Origin of the sequence: Stenotrophomonas sp. SI-NJAU-1, from assembly GCF_020883215.1 — a bacterium.
In the GTDB taxonomy this organism is placed as follows: domain Bacteria; phylum Pseudomonadota; class Gammaproteobacteria; order Xanthomonadales; family Xanthomonadaceae; genus Stenotrophomonas; species Stenotrophomonas indicatrix.
In genome coordinates this window covers 112,841-132,890 of the sequence record NZ_CP086598.1, presented here as the reverse complement: position 1 = coordinate 132,890, position 20,050 = coordinate 112,841, and the positions used below count along the sequence as shown (strand labels likewise).

The following is a 20,050-nucleotide window of genomic DNA, read 5'->3' as shown; positions in this document are numbered from 1 at the left end:
GGCACTACCGGTGCTTCAGCCCAGCCGCCACAGCAGCAAGCGGTTGTTGGCCGGCATTGCCACATCCCCCAGGCGGGTAAAGCCGTGGTCGGCGGCCAGCGCCTGCACCGCTTCGCTATCGCGGATGCCGCTGCGCGGATCGCGCGCCTTCAGCCACGCATCGAACTGCGCATTGCTGTCGCTGGTGTAGCGACCTCCGTAATTGAACGGTCCATACACCGCCAGCAGCGCGCCATGACGCAGCACCGGTGGCAGCGCGGTGAACAGCGCCTGCACGTACTCCCAGCCCATGATGTGCAGCGTGTTGGCACTGAATGCGGCGTCGAACAGGCTGCCCTGCGGCAGGCTCAGGCCGGGCGCTGGCGGCAGTTCCACCTGCAGCGCCACCGGCGGCAGCAGGTTCAGCAGTGCCGCCTCCGCGCGCCAGGCCTCGATGCCGGGCAGATGATCCGGATGGTCGCTGGGCTGCCAGCGCAGCCATGGCCAGCGCTCGGCGAAGAAAGCAGCATGCTGGCCGGTGCCGCTACCGATCTCCAGCACCCGGTGGCGATCACCCATCCACGGGTCGAGCGCAGCGGCGATCGGTTCGCGGTTGCGTTCGCAGGCTTCTGAATACGGCTTGCTCGACATCGAGACGGCGTCCAGGCGGGGTCGGCTTCATTGTGCACGAGGGGGGTATTGCTCGGCAGGGCTGCGCCCTGCACCTGCAGAAGCCGGAGCCAGAGCAACGTCAAAAGGCGGCATCCCGTGGGTTGGCGGGTTGGATCCGGTTGCGGGGGACGCCGTGAATCCGTCCATGGAGGCTCGGTCGCGCCATCCATGGCGCTCACGCCCCCGCAACCGGATCCACCCCGCCTTCGACAGTTTTCCGCGATCTGCTGGAACGGCTCTTGGGGTCAGATCCGTTTTCCTGCGGAAAACGGATCTGACCCGAGATTTATTTCGATATCTGACAGATGTGTCGACCAAGGTCGACACCTACCAACAGCCGCGGAAATCTGTCAGAGGTGGGGCGGTGTGGGGTGGCAGGACCGTTGGCGCCATGGATGGCGCCATCGAGCCCCCATGGACGGGTTTACGGCGTGTCCTGCCACCCCACACCGCCCCGCCATCCCACGGAGAGCCCGCTTTTGACGTTGCGGTTGCCGGCCAGCGGCCGGCACTACCGCAGGTGCAGGGCTGCAAGCCCTGCCGAAACCCTCCCCGACCATGACTGCAGTCACTTGCCCGAATGCCCGCCGCTGGCGAAAGTCGAGGAGTTGACGTGATCGGATCGGTCCTTTGCCGGCCGCACGGAAGTGAGAGAGAGACGCTGTGCAACGACGTGAGTTCCTGGCATTTTCCGCTCTGGGCCTGGCGGGCCTGGCCCTGCCGCATTCGCGGCTGATCGCCGCCGAGCAGTTGCTGGCCCCGGTCGACCCGGCCAAGCGCCGGCGCCTGGCCGAGGTCGCCCTCGCTGCCGCGCGTTCGGCCAAGGCCAGCTACTGCGACGTGCGCATCGGGCGCTACCTCAACCAGTCGGTGATCACCCGCGAGCACCAGGTCGGCAACGTGACCAACCGCGAATCGTCCGGTGTGGGCGTGCGGGTGATCGTCAACGGTGCCTGGGGTTTCGCCGCCACCCACCAGCAGACCGAAGCGGCGGTGCGCACCGCCGTCGAACAGGCCACCGCCATCGCCCGCGCCAATGCCAGCATCCAGTCCCGCCCGGTGCAGCTGGCGCCCACCCCGGCGGTCGGCGAGGTGCGTTGGCAGACACCCATCCGCCGCAATGCGATGGAAGTGCCGATCCAGGACAAGGTCGAGCTGCTGCTGGCGCTCAATGCGGCCGCACTGGATGCGGGTGCCGACTACATCAATTCCACCCTGTTCCTGGTCAATGAGCAGAAGTACTTCGCTTCCAGCGACGGCTCGTTCATCGACCAGGACATCCACCGTATCTGGCTGCCGTTCACCGCCACCGCCATCGACAAGGCCAGCGGCAAGTTCCGCACCCGTGCCGGCCTGTCCTCGCCGATGGGCATGGGCTACGAGTTCCTCGATGGCGATGCACGCGGCAAGGTGCAGCTGCCCGGTGGCATCACTGCGTACCGTGATTCCTATGACCCGGTCGAGGACGCCATCGCCGCCGCCCGCCAGGCGCGCGAGAAGCTGAAGGCGCCCTCGGTGAAGCCCGGCAAGTACGACCTGGTGCTGGACCCGTCCAACCTGTTCCTCACCATCCACGAGAACGTCGGCCACCCGCTGGAACTGGACCGCGTGCTCGGCTACGAGGCCAACTACGCCGGCACCAGCTTCGCCACGCTGGACAAGCGCGATGCCGGTTTCCGCTGGGGCAGCGACATCGTCACCTTCTTCGCCGACAAGACCCAGCCGGGCAGCCTCGGCGCGGTCGGCTACGACGACGAAGGGGTGAAGACCCAGCGCTGGGACCTGGTGCGCGACGGCATCCTGGTCGACTACCAGGCGACGCGCGATGAGGCGCACATCCTCGGCCGCGACGCCTCGCATGGCTGCAGCTATGCCGACTCGTGGTCCAGCGTGCAGTTCCAGCGCATGGCCAACGTCTCGCTGGCGCCGGGCAGGACGCCGCTCAGCGTGGAGGACATGATCAAGGACGTGGAGAACGGCATCTACATCCACGGCCGTGGCTCCTATTCCATCGACCAGCAGCGCTACAACGCGCAGTTCGGCGGCCAGCTGTACTACCAGATCCGGAACGGAAAGATCACCGGCATGGTCGAGGATGCGGCCTACCAGATCCGCACGCCGGAGTTCTGGAACGCCTGCACCGCCATCTGCGATGAACGCGACTTCCGCCTCGGCGGCTCGTTCTTCGACGGCAAGGGCCAGCCCGGCCAGGTGTCGGCGGTCTCGCACGGTTCGTCCACCACCCGTTTCAACGGCATCAACATCATCAACACCGCGCGCAGTCTCGGCGCTTGAGCCACCCGTCCTTCATGGAGAGCAGCCTTGCACAGACGTGACTTCCTGGCCCTGACCGGGCTTACCGCTGGCGGCCTGATCGTGCCGTCGTTCTTCGGCAAGGCGATCGCCGCCGAGCAACTGCAGTCCAGCCTCGACCCTGCGCTGAAGAAGCGCCTGGCCGACGCCGCCCTGCAGGCCGCGCGCAGCGCCGGCGCCACCTACTGCGACGTGCGCATCGGCCGCTACCTGCGGCAGTTCGTGATCACCCGCGAGGACAAGGTGCAGAACGTGGTCAACACCGAGTCCACCGGTGTGGGCATCCGCGTGATCGTCAACGGCGCCTGGGGCTTTGCCGCCACCAATGCGCTCAGCACCGCCGACGTGGCCCGTGCCGCGCAGCAGGCCGCGGCGATCGCCAAGGCCAACGCGGGCGTGCAGACCGCGCCGGTGCAGCTGGCCAAGGCGCCGGGCGTGGGCGAGGTCAGCTGGAAAACGCCGATCCGCAAGAACGCGATGGAGGTGCCGATCAAGGAGAAGGTCGACCTGCTGCTGGACGTCAACGCTGCGGCGATGGGCGCCGGTGCCAGCTTCGTCAACTCGATGCTGTTCCTGGTGAACGAGCAGAAGTACTTCGCCTCCACCGACGGTTCCTACATCGACCAGGACGTGCACCGCATCTGGGCACCGATGACGATCACCGCCATCGACAAGGCCAGCGGCAAGTTCCGCACCCGCGAAGGCCTGTCCGCACCGATGGGCCTGGGCTACGAGTACCTCGATGGCGCGGCTGCCGGCAAGGTGCTCACGCCCAATGGCGTGGTCAACTACGGCTCGTCCTACGACATGAAGGAAGATGCCATCGCAGCGGCCAAGCAGGCGCAGGAGAAGCTGAAGGCGCCGTCGGTGAAGCCCGGCAAGTACGACCTGATCCTCGATCCGTCGCACACCTGGCTGACCATCCACGAGTCGATCGGCCATCCGCTGGAACTGGACCGCGTGCTCGGCTACGAAGCCAACTATGCCGGTACCAGCTTCGCCACCCTGGACAAGCGCGAGCAGCATTTCCAGTACGGCAGCGAACACGTGAACATCTTCGCCGACAAGACCCAGCCGGGCAGCCTCGGCGCGGTCGCGTATGACGACGAGGGTGTGAAGTGCAAGCGCTGGGACCTGATCAGCAACGGCAAGCTGGTCGACTACCAGACCATCCGCGACCAGGCCCACATCCTCGGCAAGACCGAATCCGATGGCTGCTGCTATGCCGACTCGTGGTCCAGCGTGCAGTTCCAGCGCATGGCCAACGTGTCGATGGCGCCGGGCAAGTCACCGCTGAGCGTGTCGGACATGATCAAGGACGTGGAGAACGGCATCTACATCATCGGGGATGGTTCGTTCTCGATCGACCAGCAGCGCTACAACGCGCAGTTCGGCGGCCAGCTGTTCTACGAGATCAAGAACGGAAAGATCACCCGCATGCTCGAAGACGTGGCCTACCAGATCCGCACGCCGGAATTCTGGAATGCCTGCAGCGCCGTGGCCGATGAACGCGACTACCGCCTGGGCGGTTCGTTCTTCGACGGCAAGGGCCAGCCCGGCCAGGTCTCGGCGGTCTCGCACGGTTCGTCCACCGCGCGCTTCAACGGCATCAACGTCATCAACACCGCACGCAGCCTCGGCTGACCGGTCAGGAGCCCTTACACCATGAGTATCTTCACCGAAGCCCAGGCCAAGGCCATCCTCGACAAGGTCATCGCCCTGTCCAAGGCCGATGAGTGCACGGCCGTACTGGCCGGTTCCATCAACGGCAACATCCGTTTCGCCCTGAACAACGTGTCCACCAGCGGCATCGTCGACAACACCGAACTGGCCGTCACCGTGGCCTTCGGCAAGCGCGTGGGGACCGCCTCGATCAACGAGTTCGACGACGCGGCGCTGCAGCGCGTGGTGCGTCGCGCCGAAGACCTGGCCCGCCTGGCCCCGGAAAACCCGGAGTTCATGCCGGCCATCGGCAAGCAGACCTACCGCCCCAGCCCGACCTTCAGCGAATCCACCGCCGCCATCGATCCGGCCTTCCGCGCCAAGGTCGCCGCCGATTCGATCGCGCCGTGCCGTGGCAACGGGCTGATCGCTGCAGGCTTCCTCGAAGACGGCCAGGGTTTCTACGCCACCGCCAACAGCAACGGCAACTTCGGCTACCAGCGCACCACCAACTTCGACTACACCTGCACCGTGCGCACCGAAGACGGCCGTGGTTCGGGCTGGGTGGGTCGCAACCTGAAGGACGCTGCCGACTTCAAGGCCGACCAGGACATCCGCATCGCCATGCGCAAGGCGACCGAGTCGCAGGAAGCCAAGGCACTGGAACCCGGCAAGTACACGGTGATCCTGGAGCCAGCAGCAGCCGCCGGCCTGATCAGCTTCATGATGAACTTCTTCAGCGCACGCTCGGCCGATGAGGGCCGCAGCTTCCTGTCCAAGAAGGGCGGTGGCAACAAGCTGGGCGAGCAGGTATACGATCCGCGCGTGAACATGCACGCCGACCCGTGGCACCCGGACGCACCGGTGCTGCCGTGGGACAACGAGGGCATGCCGCGCGAGCGCATCGCCATCATCGAGAACGGCAAGGTCGCCAACCTCGACTACTCGCGCTTCTGGGCACAGAAGCAGGGCAAGACCGCCAAGGCCACGCCCGGCAACCTGCTGATGAGCGGTGGCGAGAAGAGCACCGCCGAGCTGGTGCGCGGCACCCAGAAGGGCATCCTGGTCACCCGTACCTGGTACATCCGCATGGTCGATCCGCAGACCGTGCTGCTGACCGGCCTGACCCGCGATGGCACCTTCTACATCGAGAACGGGCAGATCAAGTACCCGGTGAAGAACTTCCGCTTCAACGAATCGCCGGTGATCATGCTCAACAACATCGAAGAGCTGGGCAAGCCGGTGCGCGTGGCCGGTGACGAGTCCAGCTTCGTGATGATGATTCCGCCGATGAAGCTGCGCGATTTCACCTTTACCTCGTTGTCCGACGCGGTCTGATGGATCGGCGGGCCTGCCTGCGCTGGTTGGCTGCTGCCGCTTCGGCGGCGGCGCTGCCGGCATGGGCGCAGGCAGGCCCGCGCAGTTCGCGCTACGACTTCTGGTTCACCCGCCTGCAGTACGATTCCGGCGACTGGGACGTGGACGCGCGCATGCCGTCCAACCTGATCACCTCGCTGATCGACTACACCTCCCTGCGGGTGGACCCGCAGGAACGCGTGGTGGCGTTGGCCGACCCGCGCATGCTGGAGGCGCCGTTCTGCTACCTGGCCGGGCACACCCTGGTCGAGTTCAACGCCGCCGAACGGCAGAACTTCGTGCGCTACGTGCGCAATGGTGGCTTCGTCTTCGTCGACGACTGCAACCACGATATCGACGGCCTGTTCGCCACCTCGTTCGAAGCGCAGATGGGCCGGCTGTTCGGGCCGAAGGCGCTGCAGAAACTGCCCAACAGCCACGCGCTGTACCGCAGCTTCTTCCGCTTCCCCGACGGCCCGCCCGCGACCAGCTTCGAGCTCAACGGCTGGGGCGATGACCTGGTGCACGACTACCTGAAAGGCATCGAGGTCGATGGCCGGCTGGGTCTGCTCTACAGCAACAAGGATTACGGCTGCGAGTGGGACTACGACTGGCGCAACAAGCGTTTCCTGGCCGAAGACAACACCCGCTTCGGCGTCAACATCGTGATGTACGCATTGAACAACTGAACGGACCACGCCCATGACCTCCCCCGACCTCGATTCCCTGCTGCCGCGCCTGCATGCGCTGCGCAGCGCCCTGGCCCACGCCGTGGTCGGCCAGCACACCGTGGTCGAGCAGCTGCTGATCGGCCTGCTGGCCGGTGGCCACTGCCTGCTGGAAGGCGCGCCGGGGCTGGGCAAGACCCTGCTGGTGCGCTCGCTGGGGCAGGCACTGGAACTGCAGTTCCGGCGCGTGCAGTTCACCCCGGACCTGATGCCCAGCGACATCCTGGGCACCGAACTGCTGGAAGAAGACCACGGCACCGGTCATCGCCATTTCCGCTTCCAGCAGGGCCCGATCTTCACCAACCTGCTGCTGGCCGACGAGCTCAACCGCACCCCGCCCAAGACCCAGGCGGCGCTGCTGGAAGCGATGCAGGAGCGTACGGTCAGCTACGCCGGCACGACCTACACGTTGCCGGCGCCGTTCTTCGTGCTGGCCACGCAGAATCCGATCGAACAGGCCGGTACCTACCCCTTGCCCGAAGCACAGCTGGACCGCTTCCTGCTGCATGTGCTGGTCGATTACCCCAGCGAGGAAGAAGAGCGGCAGATCCTCGAACAGACCACCGGCGGTGCCACGGAAAGCGTGCCGAAGGTGATGGATGCCGAAGCGGTGATCGCGCTGCAGGCGGCGGTGCGCCAGGTGCATGTCAGTCCCGACGTGCTGGCCTGGATCACCCGCCTGGTCCGCGCCAGCCGCCCCGGCGATGGCGCACCGGCGGCGATCAACCAGTGGGTGAAATGGGGCGCGGGTCCGCGTGCCGGGCAGTCGCTGGTGCTGGCCGCCAAGGCGCGCGCACTGCTGCAGGGACGCTTTGCCGCCACGCGCGAGGATGTGCAGGCGCTGGCGGCACCGGTGATGCGCCATCGCCTGCTGCTGTCCTTTGCCGCCGAAGCCGAGCAGAAGCGGGCCGACGATGTGGTCGCCGCGCTGCTGCAGGCCGTTCCCTTCCCGGGTTGATCCACTGGTGACCGCAGGCACGCCGCTGCTGCTGCCACCCGACCTGCGTGCGCGCCTGCGTGCGCTGCGCCTGCGGCCACGCCTGGCCAGCGGTGCGAGCGGCATCGGCCAGCATGCCAGCCGCAGCCGCGGCGCCGGCCTGGAATTCGCCCAGTACCGCGCCTACGAGCCCGGTGACGAACTGCGCCAGATCGACTGGAAGCTGTATGCGCGCTCGGACCGCTTCTTCGTGCGCGAATCCGAGCGCGAAAGCCCGATCACCGTCTGGCTGCTGCTCGATGCCACGGCCTCGGCGGGCCAGTCCGACCGTACAACGCCCGTACGCAGCCGCCTGGATCACATGCGGCAGCTGGCTGCCTGCGTGGTCGAGCTGGCGCTGCAGCAGGGTGACCGCTTCGGCCTGCTGGCGATCAACGGCGAAGGCCTGCAGCTGGTACCAGCCGCGCATGGCGCGCGCCAGCGCGACCGCGTGCATCTGCAGCTGCATGTCCTGCAGGCGCGCGGCGCATGGCCGGCCGCAGAGCGGCTGCGACCGCTGTGGGAGCGCGTGCGCCCCGGCGATCTGCTGCTGGCCATCGGCGATGGCTTCGACGACGCGGGCATCGTGCTGCTGGAGCAGCTGGCCAGCGCCCGCCGCGAGGTGATGCTGCTGCAGGTACTGACGGCCGACGAGCGCGATTTCCCCTTCGACGCAGGCCATCGTTTCCGCGATCCGGAAACGGGCGATGAACTTCTCGGCGATGGCGCCGCGATCCGCGCCGACTACCTGCAGTACTTCGCCCAGGCGCGCGCCGCGCTGCAGTCGCGCCTGCAGGCCAGTGGCATCGCCTGCGCGACCGGTTGGCTGGATCAGCCGCTGGACCAGCCGCTGCAGGCGCTGTTCGGCCGCAGGGGCGGCGCATGAGCCTGCTGTTCCCGCTGGGCCTGGCGGCGCTGGCCGCATGGCTGCTGCCACTGCTGATCCACCTCGCCCGCCGTCATCCCTACACGCCGCTGGATTTCGCTGCGCTGCGCTGGCTGCGCGCCCAGGTACGACCGCGGCAGCGCATCCGCTTCGATGATTGGCCGCTGTTGCTGGTGCGCCTGCTGTTGCTGGCCGCACTGGCCCTGCTGCTGGCGCGCCCGGCGCTGACCGGTCCTGCGCCCGTGCCAGCAGCGTGGACGGTGGTGGCACCGGGCCTGGACGCGACCGCGCTGCGCGGCAGCACCGATGCGCGCAACTGGCATTGGCTGGCGCCGGGCTTTCCCACCATCGACCAGCCCGCGCCGGCAGACGCTGCTGCCCTGCCCAGCCTGCTGCGCGAGCTGGACGCGCAGTTGCCGGCCGGCACCGCGCTGACCGTGCACGTACCCGACCCCTTGCCCGGCCTTGATGGTGCCCGCCTGCAGCTGTCGCGCAAGGTGCAGTGGCAGCCACACGCGCTGGCCATCACCGCGCCGCCACACGCTTCCCCGGCACCACGCCTGCGTACGCGCAGCGATGCACCGGCCGCTGCGCTGCAATGGCTGGGCGCGTTGCAGCGCGCGTGGAGCACGCAACCATTGGCGGCCCCCCTGGCCGACGACGCCTTGCCTGCCCGCGGCGAGATCGGCGTCTGGACCGCCACCGATGCGCTGCCTGGCACCTGGCAGCGCTGGCTGCAGCAGGGCGGCACGGTGCTGACCGCTGCGAAACCGCCAGCGGGTGCACCCGTACTGCTGCGCGATGCAGACAATGCACCGCTGCTGTGGCAGCAGCGCATCGGCCAGGGCCGCCTGCTGCATCTGCCCGGCGAATGGAACGTGGCCCGCAACAGTGCACTGCGCGATGACGGCCTGCCGCGCGACCTGCTGCAGACCCTGCAACCGCCATCAACGCCGCAGCTGGGTGATGCGCAGGACCAGACACCACGCCAGGCGCCCCTGCCCGCCGCAACGCCGCCCCTGCGCGAACCCACCGCCTGGCTGCTGCTGGTGATCGTGCTGCTGTTCGCGCTTGAGCGCTGGATGGCGAGCAGCGCGCGACGCAGGGCTGCATCATGAAGGCGCTGCAACAGGCATGGCAGCGCGCACGTCGGCGCCGCGCGGCGATCACCCTGCTGCTGGGCCTGCCGTGGGCGCTGGCGTCAGCGGCACTCGCGCTGCGCGTGTCCGGTTTCGATATCGCCTGCGTCGTGGCGACCGTGGCCCTGCTGATCATTGCGGCCGCCGCGACGATGCGCGCCCGGCAGCTGGACCGACGCTGGTTGCAACGCAGGCTCGATGCCAGTGGCGCCAGCGAAGACAGCGCCGATCTGCTGTTTGCCGATGGCGCTGCGCTCAACCCATTGCAGCAGCGCCAGCGCACGCACGTGCTGGCTGCGCTTGAACGCAACCTCCCCGAGCTGCGACCACGCTGGCCACGCAGGGCAGTGGCGCTGTGCTGGATTGGCGGTATCGCCGTCGCTGTGCTGGCACTGGGCTGGCCGCACAGCGGCGCACCGCGCCCCACGGCGCCTGCCTCGCCGCAAAGCAGCGCCAAGGCCGATCCATTGCGCCTGCAGTCCACTCGACTGCGCATCGACGCACCGGCCTACACCGGCCAACCCACGCGTACGCAGAACGCACTCGACGCCAAGGTCGCCGCCGACAGTCGCCTGTCCTGGTCACTGCGCTTCGACCGTGCACCCAGCAACGCCTGGCTGCAGTTCCACGACGGTCGACGCCTGCCGTTGCGCGAGCGCAATGGTGAATGGCAGGCGCAGGACGTAGCGCATACCCCGGTGCTGTATCGCGTGATCAGCCAACCGGCGCTGGCCGAAACCCGCCTGCATCGGCTCGACGTGGTCGCCGACCGTGCGCCGACGGTGCGCGTGATCGAGCCTGCCACCAGCCTGGTGCTGGGCACCCCCGGGCAACGGCAGTGGACGCTGCGCTTCGAGGCCAGCGACGATCATGGCGTCTGCGCGCGGGCGACGCTGTCGATCACCATCACCCAGGGCAGCGGCGAGAACATCACCTTCGTACGCCGCAGCGTGCCGCTCAGCGGCAGCGGCGAGGCGAAAGCACGGCGCTTTGCCCACACCCTTGATCTGGCCGCGCTGGGCGCACAGCCCGGCAACGATGTGATCGCCCAACTGGAAGTGCGCGACAACCACGCGCCGGCAGCACAAATCGGCCGCAGCAGCAGCGTGATCCTGCGCCTGCCCAGCGCCGAGGCCGTGCTCGGTGCCGAACTGGAAGGCCGCATCAAGAAGACCCTGCCCGCGTACTTCCGCAGCCAGCGGCAGATCATCATCGACGCCGAGGCGTTGATCCGCGAACGCCGGAGCGTAGCCGCCGATACCTTCGTCAAGCGCAGCGACGCGATCGGCGTCGACCAGCGCATCCTGCGCCTGCGCTACGGCCAGTTCCTGGGCGAAGAAAGCGAGGGCGCGCCGAAGCCACCGCCGACCAGCGACCTGCCCACCAGCGATACGCCGGCGGCAGACGCACACGATGACGATCATGAGCACGGTCACGGCGCCGAGGCCGGCGCACACGACGAGCACGGCCACGACCACGCTGGCGCAGCCAGCGGCAATGACACGCCCCCGGTGTTCGGCAGCGCCACCGACGTGCTGTCCGAGTACGGACATACCCACGACCACGCCGAGGCGGCGACACTGCTTGACCCGCAGACACGCGCCACCTTGAAGGCCGCGCTGGACCAGATGTGGTCGGCCGAAGGCGAGCTGCGCCAGGGCCGCCCCGAGCAGGCCCTGCCGTTTGCCTACAAGGCGCTGGCGTTCATCAAGCAGGTGCAGCAGGCCGAGCGCATCTACCTGGCGCGCGTCGGCCCGGAGCTGCCGCCGATCGACGAGAGCCGGCGCCTGAGCGGCGACCGTGCCGGGCTGGCCAGCCGCGACCTGCCGCTGGCCGCGCGCACGCCGCCCGATCCGGCCGTCGTCGAGGCCTGGCAGCGATTGGGCGACGAGGACGGCATACTCGATCTGGACAGGCTGGCCACCTGGCAGCAGCGCAACAACGCCTTCCTGCCCGATGCACTGGACCTGGCTGCCGCCATCGAGCAACTACGCATCGACCCCGGCTGCACCGAGTGCCGGCAGCGCCTGCGCGCGCAGCTGTGGCGCGCACTGCAGCGGCCACTGCCACAGGTGATGCGACGCCGTGCGGCCGATGCCATGGGGCAGCGCTATCGCGACGCGCTGGAGGCACAGCCATGAGCACATCGGCATTGCACGTGTGGGTCGCAGTGGCGCTGGCGCTGATCGTGCTCGTCGCCAGTGCACGCCAGCTGCGTTCGCCCACGCGGGGGCGCGGCCATCTGATCGCCGTGCTCACGCTGCAGGCGGCCGCCGCTGCGCTGCTGTACGTCTGCCTGCTGCCGCCCTCACAGCGCGCTTCCCTGGCCGGCCTGGTGGTGATCGGCGCCGGGGCCGACAGGACCGGTGCACTGCCCACCGGCGGCACCCGGGTGCTGCTGCCGGAAGCAACCGATATGGCCGGTGCAGCGCGCGTGCCGGACCTGGCCACCGCACTGCGCCGCTATCGGTCCTCCACGGTGACACTGGTCGGTGCCGGCCTGGCCGCGCGTGACCGCGATGCCGTGCTGCCCGCCGACACGCGCTGGCAGGCGGCCCCTGCAGCCAACGGATGGATCGCCCTGCAGCCGCCCGTGGACACCGCTCCCGGTGCGCGCTTCGACGTGCACGCACAGGCACGCGGCGTAGACCGCGCGCAGGCCGAACTGCTGGACCCGGCCGGTGCCGTGGTTGATCGTGCACCGCTGGCGGCGGACGGCCGTGTACAGCTCAGCGGCATCGCCCGCGCCGAAGGCCGCAGCGTGTTCCAGCTGCGCCTGCTGGATGCGCAGGGCCATGTCGCCGACAGTGTGCCGGTGCCGCAGCAGACACTGGCCGCCGCTCCGCTGCGCCTGCTGGTGCGCTCGGCTGCCCCCGGCGCCGAACTGAAGTACCTGCGCCGCTGGGCCACCGATGCCGGCATCCGCGTGCAGGTGCAGGCCGAGACCGGCGCAGGCCTCAGCCTGGGCGACGGCAACGTGGCGTTGGACGCGTCCACGCTGGCGCGCAGCGATCTGCTGCTGCTCGACGAACGCAGCCTGGCCGCGCTCGGTGCCGCTCAGCTGGCGGCCGTGCGCCAGGCCCTGCGCGATGGCCTGGGCCTGCTGGTGCGCAGTACCGGCGCGCCATCAGCCAGCGCACGGCAACGCCTGCGCGATCTCGGCCTGCCCGTGCAGGGCGATGCCAGCAGCCAGGTTGCGGCGATGCCCGGCGAGGGTGACGCAACGATGCTGCAGGCACGTCGCGGGCCGCTTGCCGCCGGCACCCTGCCCACCGCCGATGGCGAAGACGCCGACCGCGCGTCGCACGCCGCGCCGCTGCCGGCGCTGGAATATCTGGCGCTGCAGGCAGCCGACAGCCGCCCCCTGCTGCAGGATCGCGACGGCAAGCCCATCGGTGGGTGGCGCGCCGTCGGCAAGGGGCGCATCGGGCTGCTGCCGATCACTGACAGCTGGCGCTGGGTACTGGCCGGTCGCGAGGATCGCCACGGCGAGTTGTGGAGCACGGCGTTCGCCACCCTCGCACGCGCGCAGGTGGGGACCGAAGTTCCATGGTCGACACAGGCACTGGCCTGGGCCGGCGAACGGCAGTCGCTGTGCGGCGTGCAGGCACCTCTGCGGGCCTTCGACGCACGCGGCGATGGCGTGCCGCTGATCGTCGACAGCACCACCGGCACAGCACGATGCGCGGGCTGGTGGCCGCGCCAGGCCGGTTGGCAGCGCCTGCAGCACGGCGACCGCACCCAGTGGCGTTACGTGTTCGATCCGAAGCAGGCCCCTGCCCTGCACCGGCAGGCGATGATGGATGCCACCGCGCAGCGGCTGGCCACTGCGGCGCCGGCAACCGCGCAGGCGAGCCAGCGCGTGCCGGGACCGCGCTGGCCGTGGTGGCTGGCATTCGTGCTGTGCGCATCGCTGCTGTGGTGGCTGGAGCGCCGGCGCTGATCCGGGGTCGGATCCCTTTCGCGTGCGAAAGGGCTCTGACCCCACCGATTGAGTCGCGAACACCATCCACGCATGGCGTGGATCTACTGATGCCGTGCAGGGTAGATGCCCACCTCGGTTGGCGGCGGGCCGTCCGCGCGTTTCCTCCACGCATGGCGTGGATCTACCTGCGGCGGTACACACCATTGAAGCGCACGTTCATGCCGCCGCACTCGCTGTTGTCGGCCACGAGCAGCACATCGCCCAGCAGCTGCGCGTGCACCGTGCAGCTGTCCTCGACGAAGTCGACCTGGGCACCACGCGCTACCGCCTGCGCGCTTACCGCGCCGATGTTCGGCCCATAGGGACGAACCTCCGGCGATGGATTGGCCGAGGGCCAGTAGGCGTCGCCTTCCACCTGCAGCTGGTTGCCGTGTACGCGGATCTTCAGGCCGTTGTCTCCATCCTTCCAGTCACCCGACCACGCCTGCAGCGTCGGCGCGGGCACCGGCAACGCCTGCAGCTTGCTGCGATCCACCCAGCCTGCGCTGCCACCCACCTTGTTCGGGAAGAACGCGCAGCGGTAGCGGCCAAGATCGCGCCCGGTCACCACCGTGTCGCCACTCACCACGTAGCTGCGCTGGCGGCAGGCGGGTTCGCCCTTGGCCGGGCAGCCGTCCATGTCGCCCAGCAGGTACAGGCGCGGCGTATCCACCACCTTGGCCAGGGCAAAGCCCGATTGTTCCGAAGGGAACGCGCCATTGCGGCACGAACCGCCATCGGCCAGGTCGCTGGCGGACGCGGCAAGCGGGCTCAGCGTTGCAAGCAGGAACAGGGTACGCAGCGGCATCCAGGCAGCCTCGAAGGGAAGGCCCGCAGGATACCGCCTACTTCTCCGGCGGCGCGCCGCAACCATCCTGCTGGGCGCAGAACTGCAGCGCGCGGCGTTGCTGCTCGGCGCTCAGTTGCGGGGGCGGCCGCGCGATGGCCGACTGGATCTGGTCCGGGCCGCCGGTGATCTTGTTCAGGCCCTTGGCCGCGGCCATCACACCCTTGACCACGCCCATCATGATGTAACCGCCGCCCATGCTGACCTGTTCGGGCGACGGCGGCTCGCTCCAGTCGCGGCTGAAGCGGTTGTTCTCCGCGCGCATCGGGTTCTTGAAGCGGTACAGGTCCAGCGGCTGGTCGTCTTCGGGTTTCAGCGCACGCACTTCACCCAGCGTGGTGACATCCCCCTGCGCAGGCGCAGCGACGACAGGCATGTCATCAGCGGCGGGCGGCGTAGTGGGTGCCGGTACGGGACCAGGCGCGGGCACGGCCGCAGGTGCCGGCTGCTGCGCCTGCACGATGCCCGCCAGCAGCATGCTGGCCAGAAGTGCTCCCTGCGTTGCGCGTTTTGCCACAGCCATCCGCCCTTGCCTGTTGCGTCCAAGTGTCGAGGATACGGATGCAGGCTTCAGATTTCGTTGGCAACCATGTGGGCGTTCAGGGTGTGTCGCGCATCACCGGACCCGGCCGGTGCGCCGACGTTTGCAACAATCGTCATTCCCATCAGGACGCTGGGCCGACAAGCTGTGGTATTTCCCGCTAGCCCTGTCGACCATGGCACCGCCCTCCACCTCCATGTCGCTGCAGCGGTTCAGCCGCTGATGTCCCGCGCTGCGCTGCTGGTCGTACTCGCACTGCTGCTGGCGATGATTGTTGCCGCCGTTGCCGAATGGACGTCCCGCGTCCGCACCGGATTGGCATTGCTGCGCCGGAGCAGCGCGCTGCGAACGCTGGATGCCGATGAACACGCGGCGCTGGCAACGGTGCGCGCACTGACCGGCTGCGTCCATGGCGACCAGGTGCAGGTACTGCGCGGAACGTTCACCGGAGGCGCCGTCAGCCGCCACTACCCGGTCTGTGACGGCCTGCTGGGCAGCATTCCCGTGCTGCTGCCGCGGCAGGCATGCACACACCTTGCTGTGGACAATGACGCCGAAGTGGTGCTGAGCGAACGCTGGGCCGTTGTGGTGCGTCTCAATGGATTCCATGTGGCCGCAATGCGACCGGTTGCAGCCGCCAGCCGGATCCGGGGCGAGCGTCTCGAGACACCGGAAGAAGTCGCGATGCGACGCGGACCCGGGTTGCGCCCGTCCGCGCTGTTGATCGCGGTGCTGGCGCTATGGGCCGCTGTCGATGCGTCCGGCCTGCTCTGCCTGCCCCTGCCGCGTGATGTGAGCTACCTGTCAGGAGTGCCCCTGCTCGCCATTGCCGGCCTGGGGTTCTGGCTGGGTCGACCGCGCCGCAGTGCCCCTGCGACGGCACAGCGCGTGCTGCAGGTGCAGGGGCGCCTGCGCGCATACCAGCGGAACGGACAGACATCGCAGGCGTGGCTGCTGGGCAAGGACCTGCGCGTGCAACTTCCATGGGAGTGGGTGAACGTCGCGGGATTTTCCACGGGGCGCTCGATGCGCCTGGATGTACGCGCCTGTGATGGCAAGGTGCTGGCCGCGGGACCAGGATGGTGCCTGGCTAGCGACCGGCTGCGCTACCCGGCCAGCGGGGGGTTCTGGCACCTGGCCTGGCTCGGCCTGCTGCTGCTTTTACAAGTGCTCGGCGTCATCTGGTTGCCCCTGCCGCAGCGGCCGGACCTGGGCTGGCCGGGCGTACTCCATTGGCAGCTGTTCGCGCTGTTGGCGGCGGGCTGGCACGTGCTGATGCTCGTCGTGTGTGTTCGTCGGTCCGTCAGCCGCACTGCCGCACTTGGCGCCGCGCTCAAGGCGCGCCCTGCCCCCGGCACTGAATGATTCATGCCACCCCGTCGCGGCGTCTCACATGCTGAGATCCATCTGTGTTGCCATGTGAACCCCTGAAAATCGACTTCCCATGGCCTACGAACTCGCCAAGCGCACCGCCGATGCGGAGCAGCAGCTCGCCACCCGCGATGGCCTGCCCGCACGCGATGGCGCCCTGCTCAGCGCACGCCTGCAGCGCCGCTACCAGGATCGCATCACCGGCAGCTTCGCCATTCCCGGCCGCGAAGGCCGCTATGCGCCGATTCCCGCGTCGGTGCCACCGGCGCTGGCCGCCGCGCTGAAGGCACGCGGCATCGAGCAGCTCTACAGCCACCAGGCCGAGGCATGGGAGGCCAGCCAGCGTGGCGACCACGTCGCCATCGTTACCCCCACCGCCAGCGGCAAGTCGCTGTGCTACACCCTGCCGGTGGTCAGCGCCGCCATGCAGGACAAGGCCAAGGCGCTGTACCTGTTCCCCACCAAGGCACTGGCCCAGGACCAGGTGGCCGAACTGCTGGAGCTCAACCGCGCCGGCGACCTCGGGGTGAAGGCCTTCACCTTCGACGGCGACACCCCCGGCGACGCGCGGCAGGCGATCCGCCTGCATGGCGACATCGTGGTCTCCAACCCGGACATGCTGCACCAGGCGATACTGCCGCATCACACCAAGTGGGCGCAGTTCTTCGAAAACCTGCGCTACATCGTCATCGACGAAGTACACACCTATCGCGGCGTGTTCGGCAGCCATGTCACCAACGTGCTGCGCCGGCTCAAGCGCATCTGCGCGTTCTACGGGGTGCAACCGCAGTTCATCCTGTGCTCGGCCACCATCGGCAACCCGCAGGCGCATGCCGAGGCGCTGATCGAAGCACCGGTCACCGCCATCACCGAATCCGGTGCACCCAGCGGGCCCAAGCAGGTGCTGCTGTGGAATCCGCCGGTGATCAACCCCGACCTGGGCCTGCGTGCCTCGGCGCGCTCGCAGAGCAACCGCATCGCCCGCATCGCGATCAAATCCGGGCTGAAGACGCTGGTGTTCGCGCAGACCCGGCTGATGGTGGAGGTGCTGACCAAGTACCTGAAGGACATCTTCGACCACGATCCGCGCAAGCCACCCCGCATCCGCGCCTACCGCGGTGGCTACCTGCCCACCGAGCGCCGCGAGACCGAGCGTGCGATGCGTGCCGGCAACATCGACGGCATCGTCAGCACCTCGGCGCTGGAACTGGGCGTGGACATCGGCAGCCTGGACGTGGTGATCCTCAACGGTTACCCCGGCAGCGTGGCTGCCACCTGGCAGCGCTTCGGCCGCGCCGGACGCCGCCAGCAGCCCGCACTCGGGGTGATGGTGGCCAGTTCGCAGCCGCTGGACCAGTACGTGGTGCGCCATCCGGACTTCTTTGGCGAGGCGTCGCCGGAACACGCACGCATCGCACCCGACCAGCCGTTGATCCTGTTCGATCACATCCGCTGCGCGGCGTTCGAACTGCCGTTCCGGGTCGGCGATGGCTTCGGCCCGATCGATCCTGAGGTGTTCCTGGAAGCACTGGCCGAAACCGAGGTCATCCACCGCGAAGGCGAACGCTGGGAGTGGATCGCCGACAGCTATCCGGCCAACGCGGTCAGCCTGCGCGCGGTGGCCGACGGCAACTTCGTGGTGGTCGACCGCAGCGATGGCCGCCAGCAGATCATCGCCGAAGTGGACTACTCCGCTGCAGCGCTGACCCTGTACGAAGGCGCCATCCACATGGTGCAGTCCACGCCCTACCAGGTGGAAACGCTGGACTGGGAAGGCCGCAAGGCCTACGTCACCCGCACCCACGTGGACTACTACACCGACAGCATCGACTTCACCAGGCTCAAGGTGCTGGACCGTTTCGATGGTGGCGTGGCCGGCCGTGGTGATTCGCACCATGGCGAAGTGCACGTGGTGCGCCGCGTGGCCGGTTACAAGAAGATCCGCTACTACACCCACGAGAACATCGGCTACGGCCCGGTCAACCTGCCCGACCAGGAACTGCACACCACCGCGGTGTGGTGGCAGCTGCCGCAGGCGCTGCTGCTGCGCGCCTTCGCCAGCAAGCAGGATGCGCTGGATGGGTTCCTCGGCGCCGCCTATGCACTGCACATCGTTGCCACCGTGGCAGTGATGGCCGATGCGCGCGACCTGCAGAAGTCGGTGGGCAACGGCGATGGCACCTGGATCGCGATTGCCGACCAGAGCGGGCGCGGCCAGCTGCGGGGCAGCGATGGCGAGCCTGGCGCGGTGGAACTGCTGCAGGAATTCGTGCCGACCGTATACCTGTACGACAACTTCCCCGGTGGCGTCGGCCTGAGCGAGCCGCTGTGGCAGCGCCAGGCCGAGCTGGTGCAGCGCGCGCGCGAACTGGTACAGCGCTGCGACTGCAAGGCGGGTTGCCCGGCCTGCGTCGGCCCGGTGCTGGCCGCGCAGGAACAGGATGAAACCTCGCCGCGTGCGCTGGCGCTGCGCGTGCTCGACCTGTTCGATGCGCAGGCCTGCCAGCAGGTGGCCGATGTGGTGGCAAGCACGCGCGACCCGATGGAGCTGATCGCCCCGTGAGCCTGAGCTTGGACAAGCTGCGGCTGCTTCGCAAGCAGGCGGGTGACCCGAAAGCAGCCACGCCTGCCGCGCCGACGCAGCAGACGCCGCCGGCACGGGTGGCCGCCAACGATGCGCGGCAGCCACCGGCCGAGCGTTCGGTGTTTGCCTGGGTGGAACAGGAGATCCGCCACAAGCCGACCGGCACCGCCACCGCCACGCCTGCGCCAGCAGCACTGCGACGGCCCGAAGTGGGCAGCCTGCATCGCCTGCTCGGCATGCGCTCGCGGGGTGGCCCTGCGCCGGCACGCGCCAGCGCGCAGGATCGCCAACTGCCCGGCAACGAGATTGCGCCCGGCCTGTTCCTGATCGAGTCACTGCTGCCGCAGCCGATTCCCGCCATGCCGCTGTCGCTGGCCTTCGCCAAGCGCGAGGGTGAGCACGTGGCTGCGCGTGACCTGCTGTTCTTCGATACCGAGACCACCGGCCTGGCCGGCGGCACCGGCACCCGCGCCTTCATGATCGGCGCGGCCGACTGGCATGTGTGCCCGCAGCGTGGCGAAGGCCTGCGCATCCGCCAGCTGCTGATGTCGACGATGGCTGCCGAGGAAGCGATGCTGGCCGCCTTCGCCAGCTGGCTGCAGCCGCATACCGTGTTCTGCAGCTACAACGGCCGCAGCTACGACGCCCCACTGCTGAAGACACGCTATCGGCTGGCCCGCCAGGCCGATCCCATCACCGCGCTGGACCATGTCGACCTGCTGTATCCCACCCGCCGCCGTTACCGCGGAACGTGGGAGAACTGCAAGCTGTCCACCATCGAGCGGCAACTGCTGCGCGTGGTGCGTGAAGATGATCTGCCCGGCTCGGAAGCACCCGCCGCATGGCTGCGCTTCCTGCGGGGCGGCGATGCGCTGAATCTGCGCCGGGTGGCCGACCACAACCACCAGGACGTGGTGACCCTGGCACTGCTGCTGCAGCGGCTGGTGCGGGAAGAGCAGCGCGAACGGGAGACCCTGGCGCTGGTAAGCGGATGAACGGAGAGGGCGGATCCAGGCCGCGTTGACATCACTG

The 20,050-nt window shown here is 68.5% G+C and carries 15 protein-coding genes; 12 read left to right on the top strand and 3 right to left on the bottom strand.

Annotation, left to right across the window (positions count from 1 at the left end; genetic code table 11):
* Positions 1 to 15 precede the first annotated feature (15 nt).
* Positions 16 to 630 (bottom strand): DUF938 domain-containing protein, encoded by a 615-nt coding sequence (locus LMF57_RS00525; protein WP_117309178.1) that lies wholly within the window; start codon positions 628 to 630, stop codon positions 16 to 18.
* A gap of 684 nt (positions 631 to 1,314) precedes the next feature.
* On the opposite strand from LMF57_RS00525, the gene LMF57_RS00520 reads away from it, so the two are divergent.
* Genes LMF57_RS00520 through LMF57_RS00480 form a run of 9 tightly spaced genes read left to right on the top strand, consistent with a single transcriptional unit; the run spans position 1,315 to position 13,654 of the window.
* Positions 1,315 to 2,946 carry a TldD/PmbA family protein gene (locus LMF57_RS00520; protein WP_162887583.1) on the top strand — a complete coding sequence of 544 codons (1,632 nt, stop codon included), beginning with the start codon at positions 1,315 to 1,317 and terminating at the stop codon, positions 2,944 to 2,946.
* Between the two features lie 27 nt (positions 2,947 to 2,973).
* Positions 2,974 to 4,608: a TldD/PmbA family protein gene (locus LMF57_RS00515; protein WP_025876010.1), complete on the top strand. Its 1,635-nt coding sequence runs from the start codon at positions 2,974 to 2,976 to the stop codon at positions 4,606 to 4,608.
* Positions 4,609 to 4,629: 21 nt separating this feature from the next.
* Positions 4,630 to 5,964: a TldD/PmbA family protein gene (locus LMF57_RS00510; RefSeq protein WP_033832693.1), complete on the top strand. Its 1,335-nt coding sequence runs from the start codon at positions 4,630 to 4,632 to the stop codon at positions 5,962 to 5,964.
* Positions 5,964 to 6,671 (top strand): DUF4159 domain-containing protein, encoded by a 708-nt coding sequence (locus LMF57_RS00505; RefSeq protein WP_025876014.1) that lies wholly within the window; start codon positions 5,964 to 5,966, stop codon positions 6,669 to 6,671. The genes LMF57_RS00510 and LMF57_RS00505 overlap by 1 nt, the downstream gene beginning before the upstream one ends.
* A gap of 13 nt (positions 6,672 to 6,684) precedes the next feature.
* Complete coding sequence (locus tag LMF57_RS00500) at positions 6,685 to 7,668, top strand: MoxR family ATPase (RefSeq protein WP_025876016.1); 984 nt, start codon at positions 6,685 to 6,687, stop codon at positions 7,666 to 7,668.
* Between the two features lie 7 nt (positions 7,669 to 7,675).
* Entirely contained in the window at positions 7,676 to 8,572 is an 897-nt protein-coding gene (locus tag LMF57_RS00495) for a DUF58 domain-containing protein (protein WP_117309177.1), read from the top strand.
* On the top strand, positions 8,569 to 9,690 hold the full coding sequence (locus LMF57_RS00490; protein WP_117309176.1) for a BatA domain-containing protein: 1,122 nt from the start codon (positions 8,569 to 8,571) through the stop codon (positions 9,688 to 9,690). The genes LMF57_RS00495 and LMF57_RS00490 overlap by 4 nt, the downstream gene beginning before the upstream one ends.
* On the top strand, positions 9,687 to 11,852 hold the full coding sequence (locus LMF57_RS00485; RefSeq protein ID WP_229290512.1) for a hypothetical protein: 2,166 nt from the start codon (positions 9,687 to 9,689) through the stop codon (positions 11,850 to 11,852). Before LMF57_RS00490 ends, LMF57_RS00485 begins: the two co-directional genes overlap by 4 nt.
* Entirely contained in the window at positions 11,849 to 13,654 is a 1,806-nt protein-coding gene (locus tag LMF57_RS00480; RefSeq protein WP_229290511.1) for a hypothetical protein, read from the top strand. The genes LMF57_RS00485 and LMF57_RS00480 overlap by 4 nt, the downstream gene beginning before the upstream one ends.
* Positions 13,655 to 13,817: 163 nt before the next feature.
* Here LMF57_RS00480 and LMF57_RS00475 read toward each other — a convergent pair whose 3' ends face one another.
* Positions 13,818 to 14,483: a hypothetical protein gene (locus tag LMF57_RS00475; RefSeq protein WP_208083073.1), complete on the bottom strand. Its 666-nt coding sequence runs from the start codon at positions 14,481 to 14,483 to the stop codon at positions 13,818 to 13,820.
* A gap of 37 nt (positions 14,484 to 14,520) precedes the next feature.
* Positions 14,521 to 15,045 carry a hypothetical protein gene (locus LMF57_RS00470; RefSeq protein ID WP_117309172.1) on the bottom strand — a complete coding sequence of 175 codons (525 nt, stop codon included), beginning with the start codon at positions 15,043 to 15,045 and terminating at the stop codon, positions 14,521 to 14,523.
* Between the two features lie 66 nt (positions 15,046 to 15,111).
* Here LMF57_RS00470 and LMF57_RS00465 point away from each other — a divergent pair, with 66 nt between their 5' ends.
* The 3 genes from LMF57_RS00465 (at position 15,112) to LMF57_RS00455 (ending at position 20,013) form a co-directional block, all read left to right on the top strand.
* Positions 15,112 to 16,428, top strand: a complete 1,317-nt coding sequence (locus tag LMF57_RS00465; RefSeq protein WP_229290510.1) for an intracellular growth attenuator family protein — start codon at positions 15,112 to 15,114, stop codon at positions 16,426 to 16,428.
* Between the two features lie 79 nt (positions 16,429 to 16,507).
* Positions 16,508 to 18,997: a DEAD/DEAH box helicase gene (locus tag LMF57_RS00460; protein WP_229290509.1), complete on the top strand. Its 2,490-nt coding sequence runs from the start codon at positions 16,508 to 16,510 to the stop codon at positions 18,995 to 18,997.
* Complete coding sequence (locus LMF57_RS00455) at positions 18,994 to 20,013, top strand: ribonuclease H-like domain-containing protein (RefSeq protein WP_208083069.1); 1,020 nt, start codon at positions 18,994 to 18,996, stop codon at positions 20,011 to 20,013. Before LMF57_RS00460 ends, LMF57_RS00455 begins: the two co-directional genes overlap by 4 nt.
* Positions 20,014 to 20,050 lie beyond the last annotated feature (37 nt).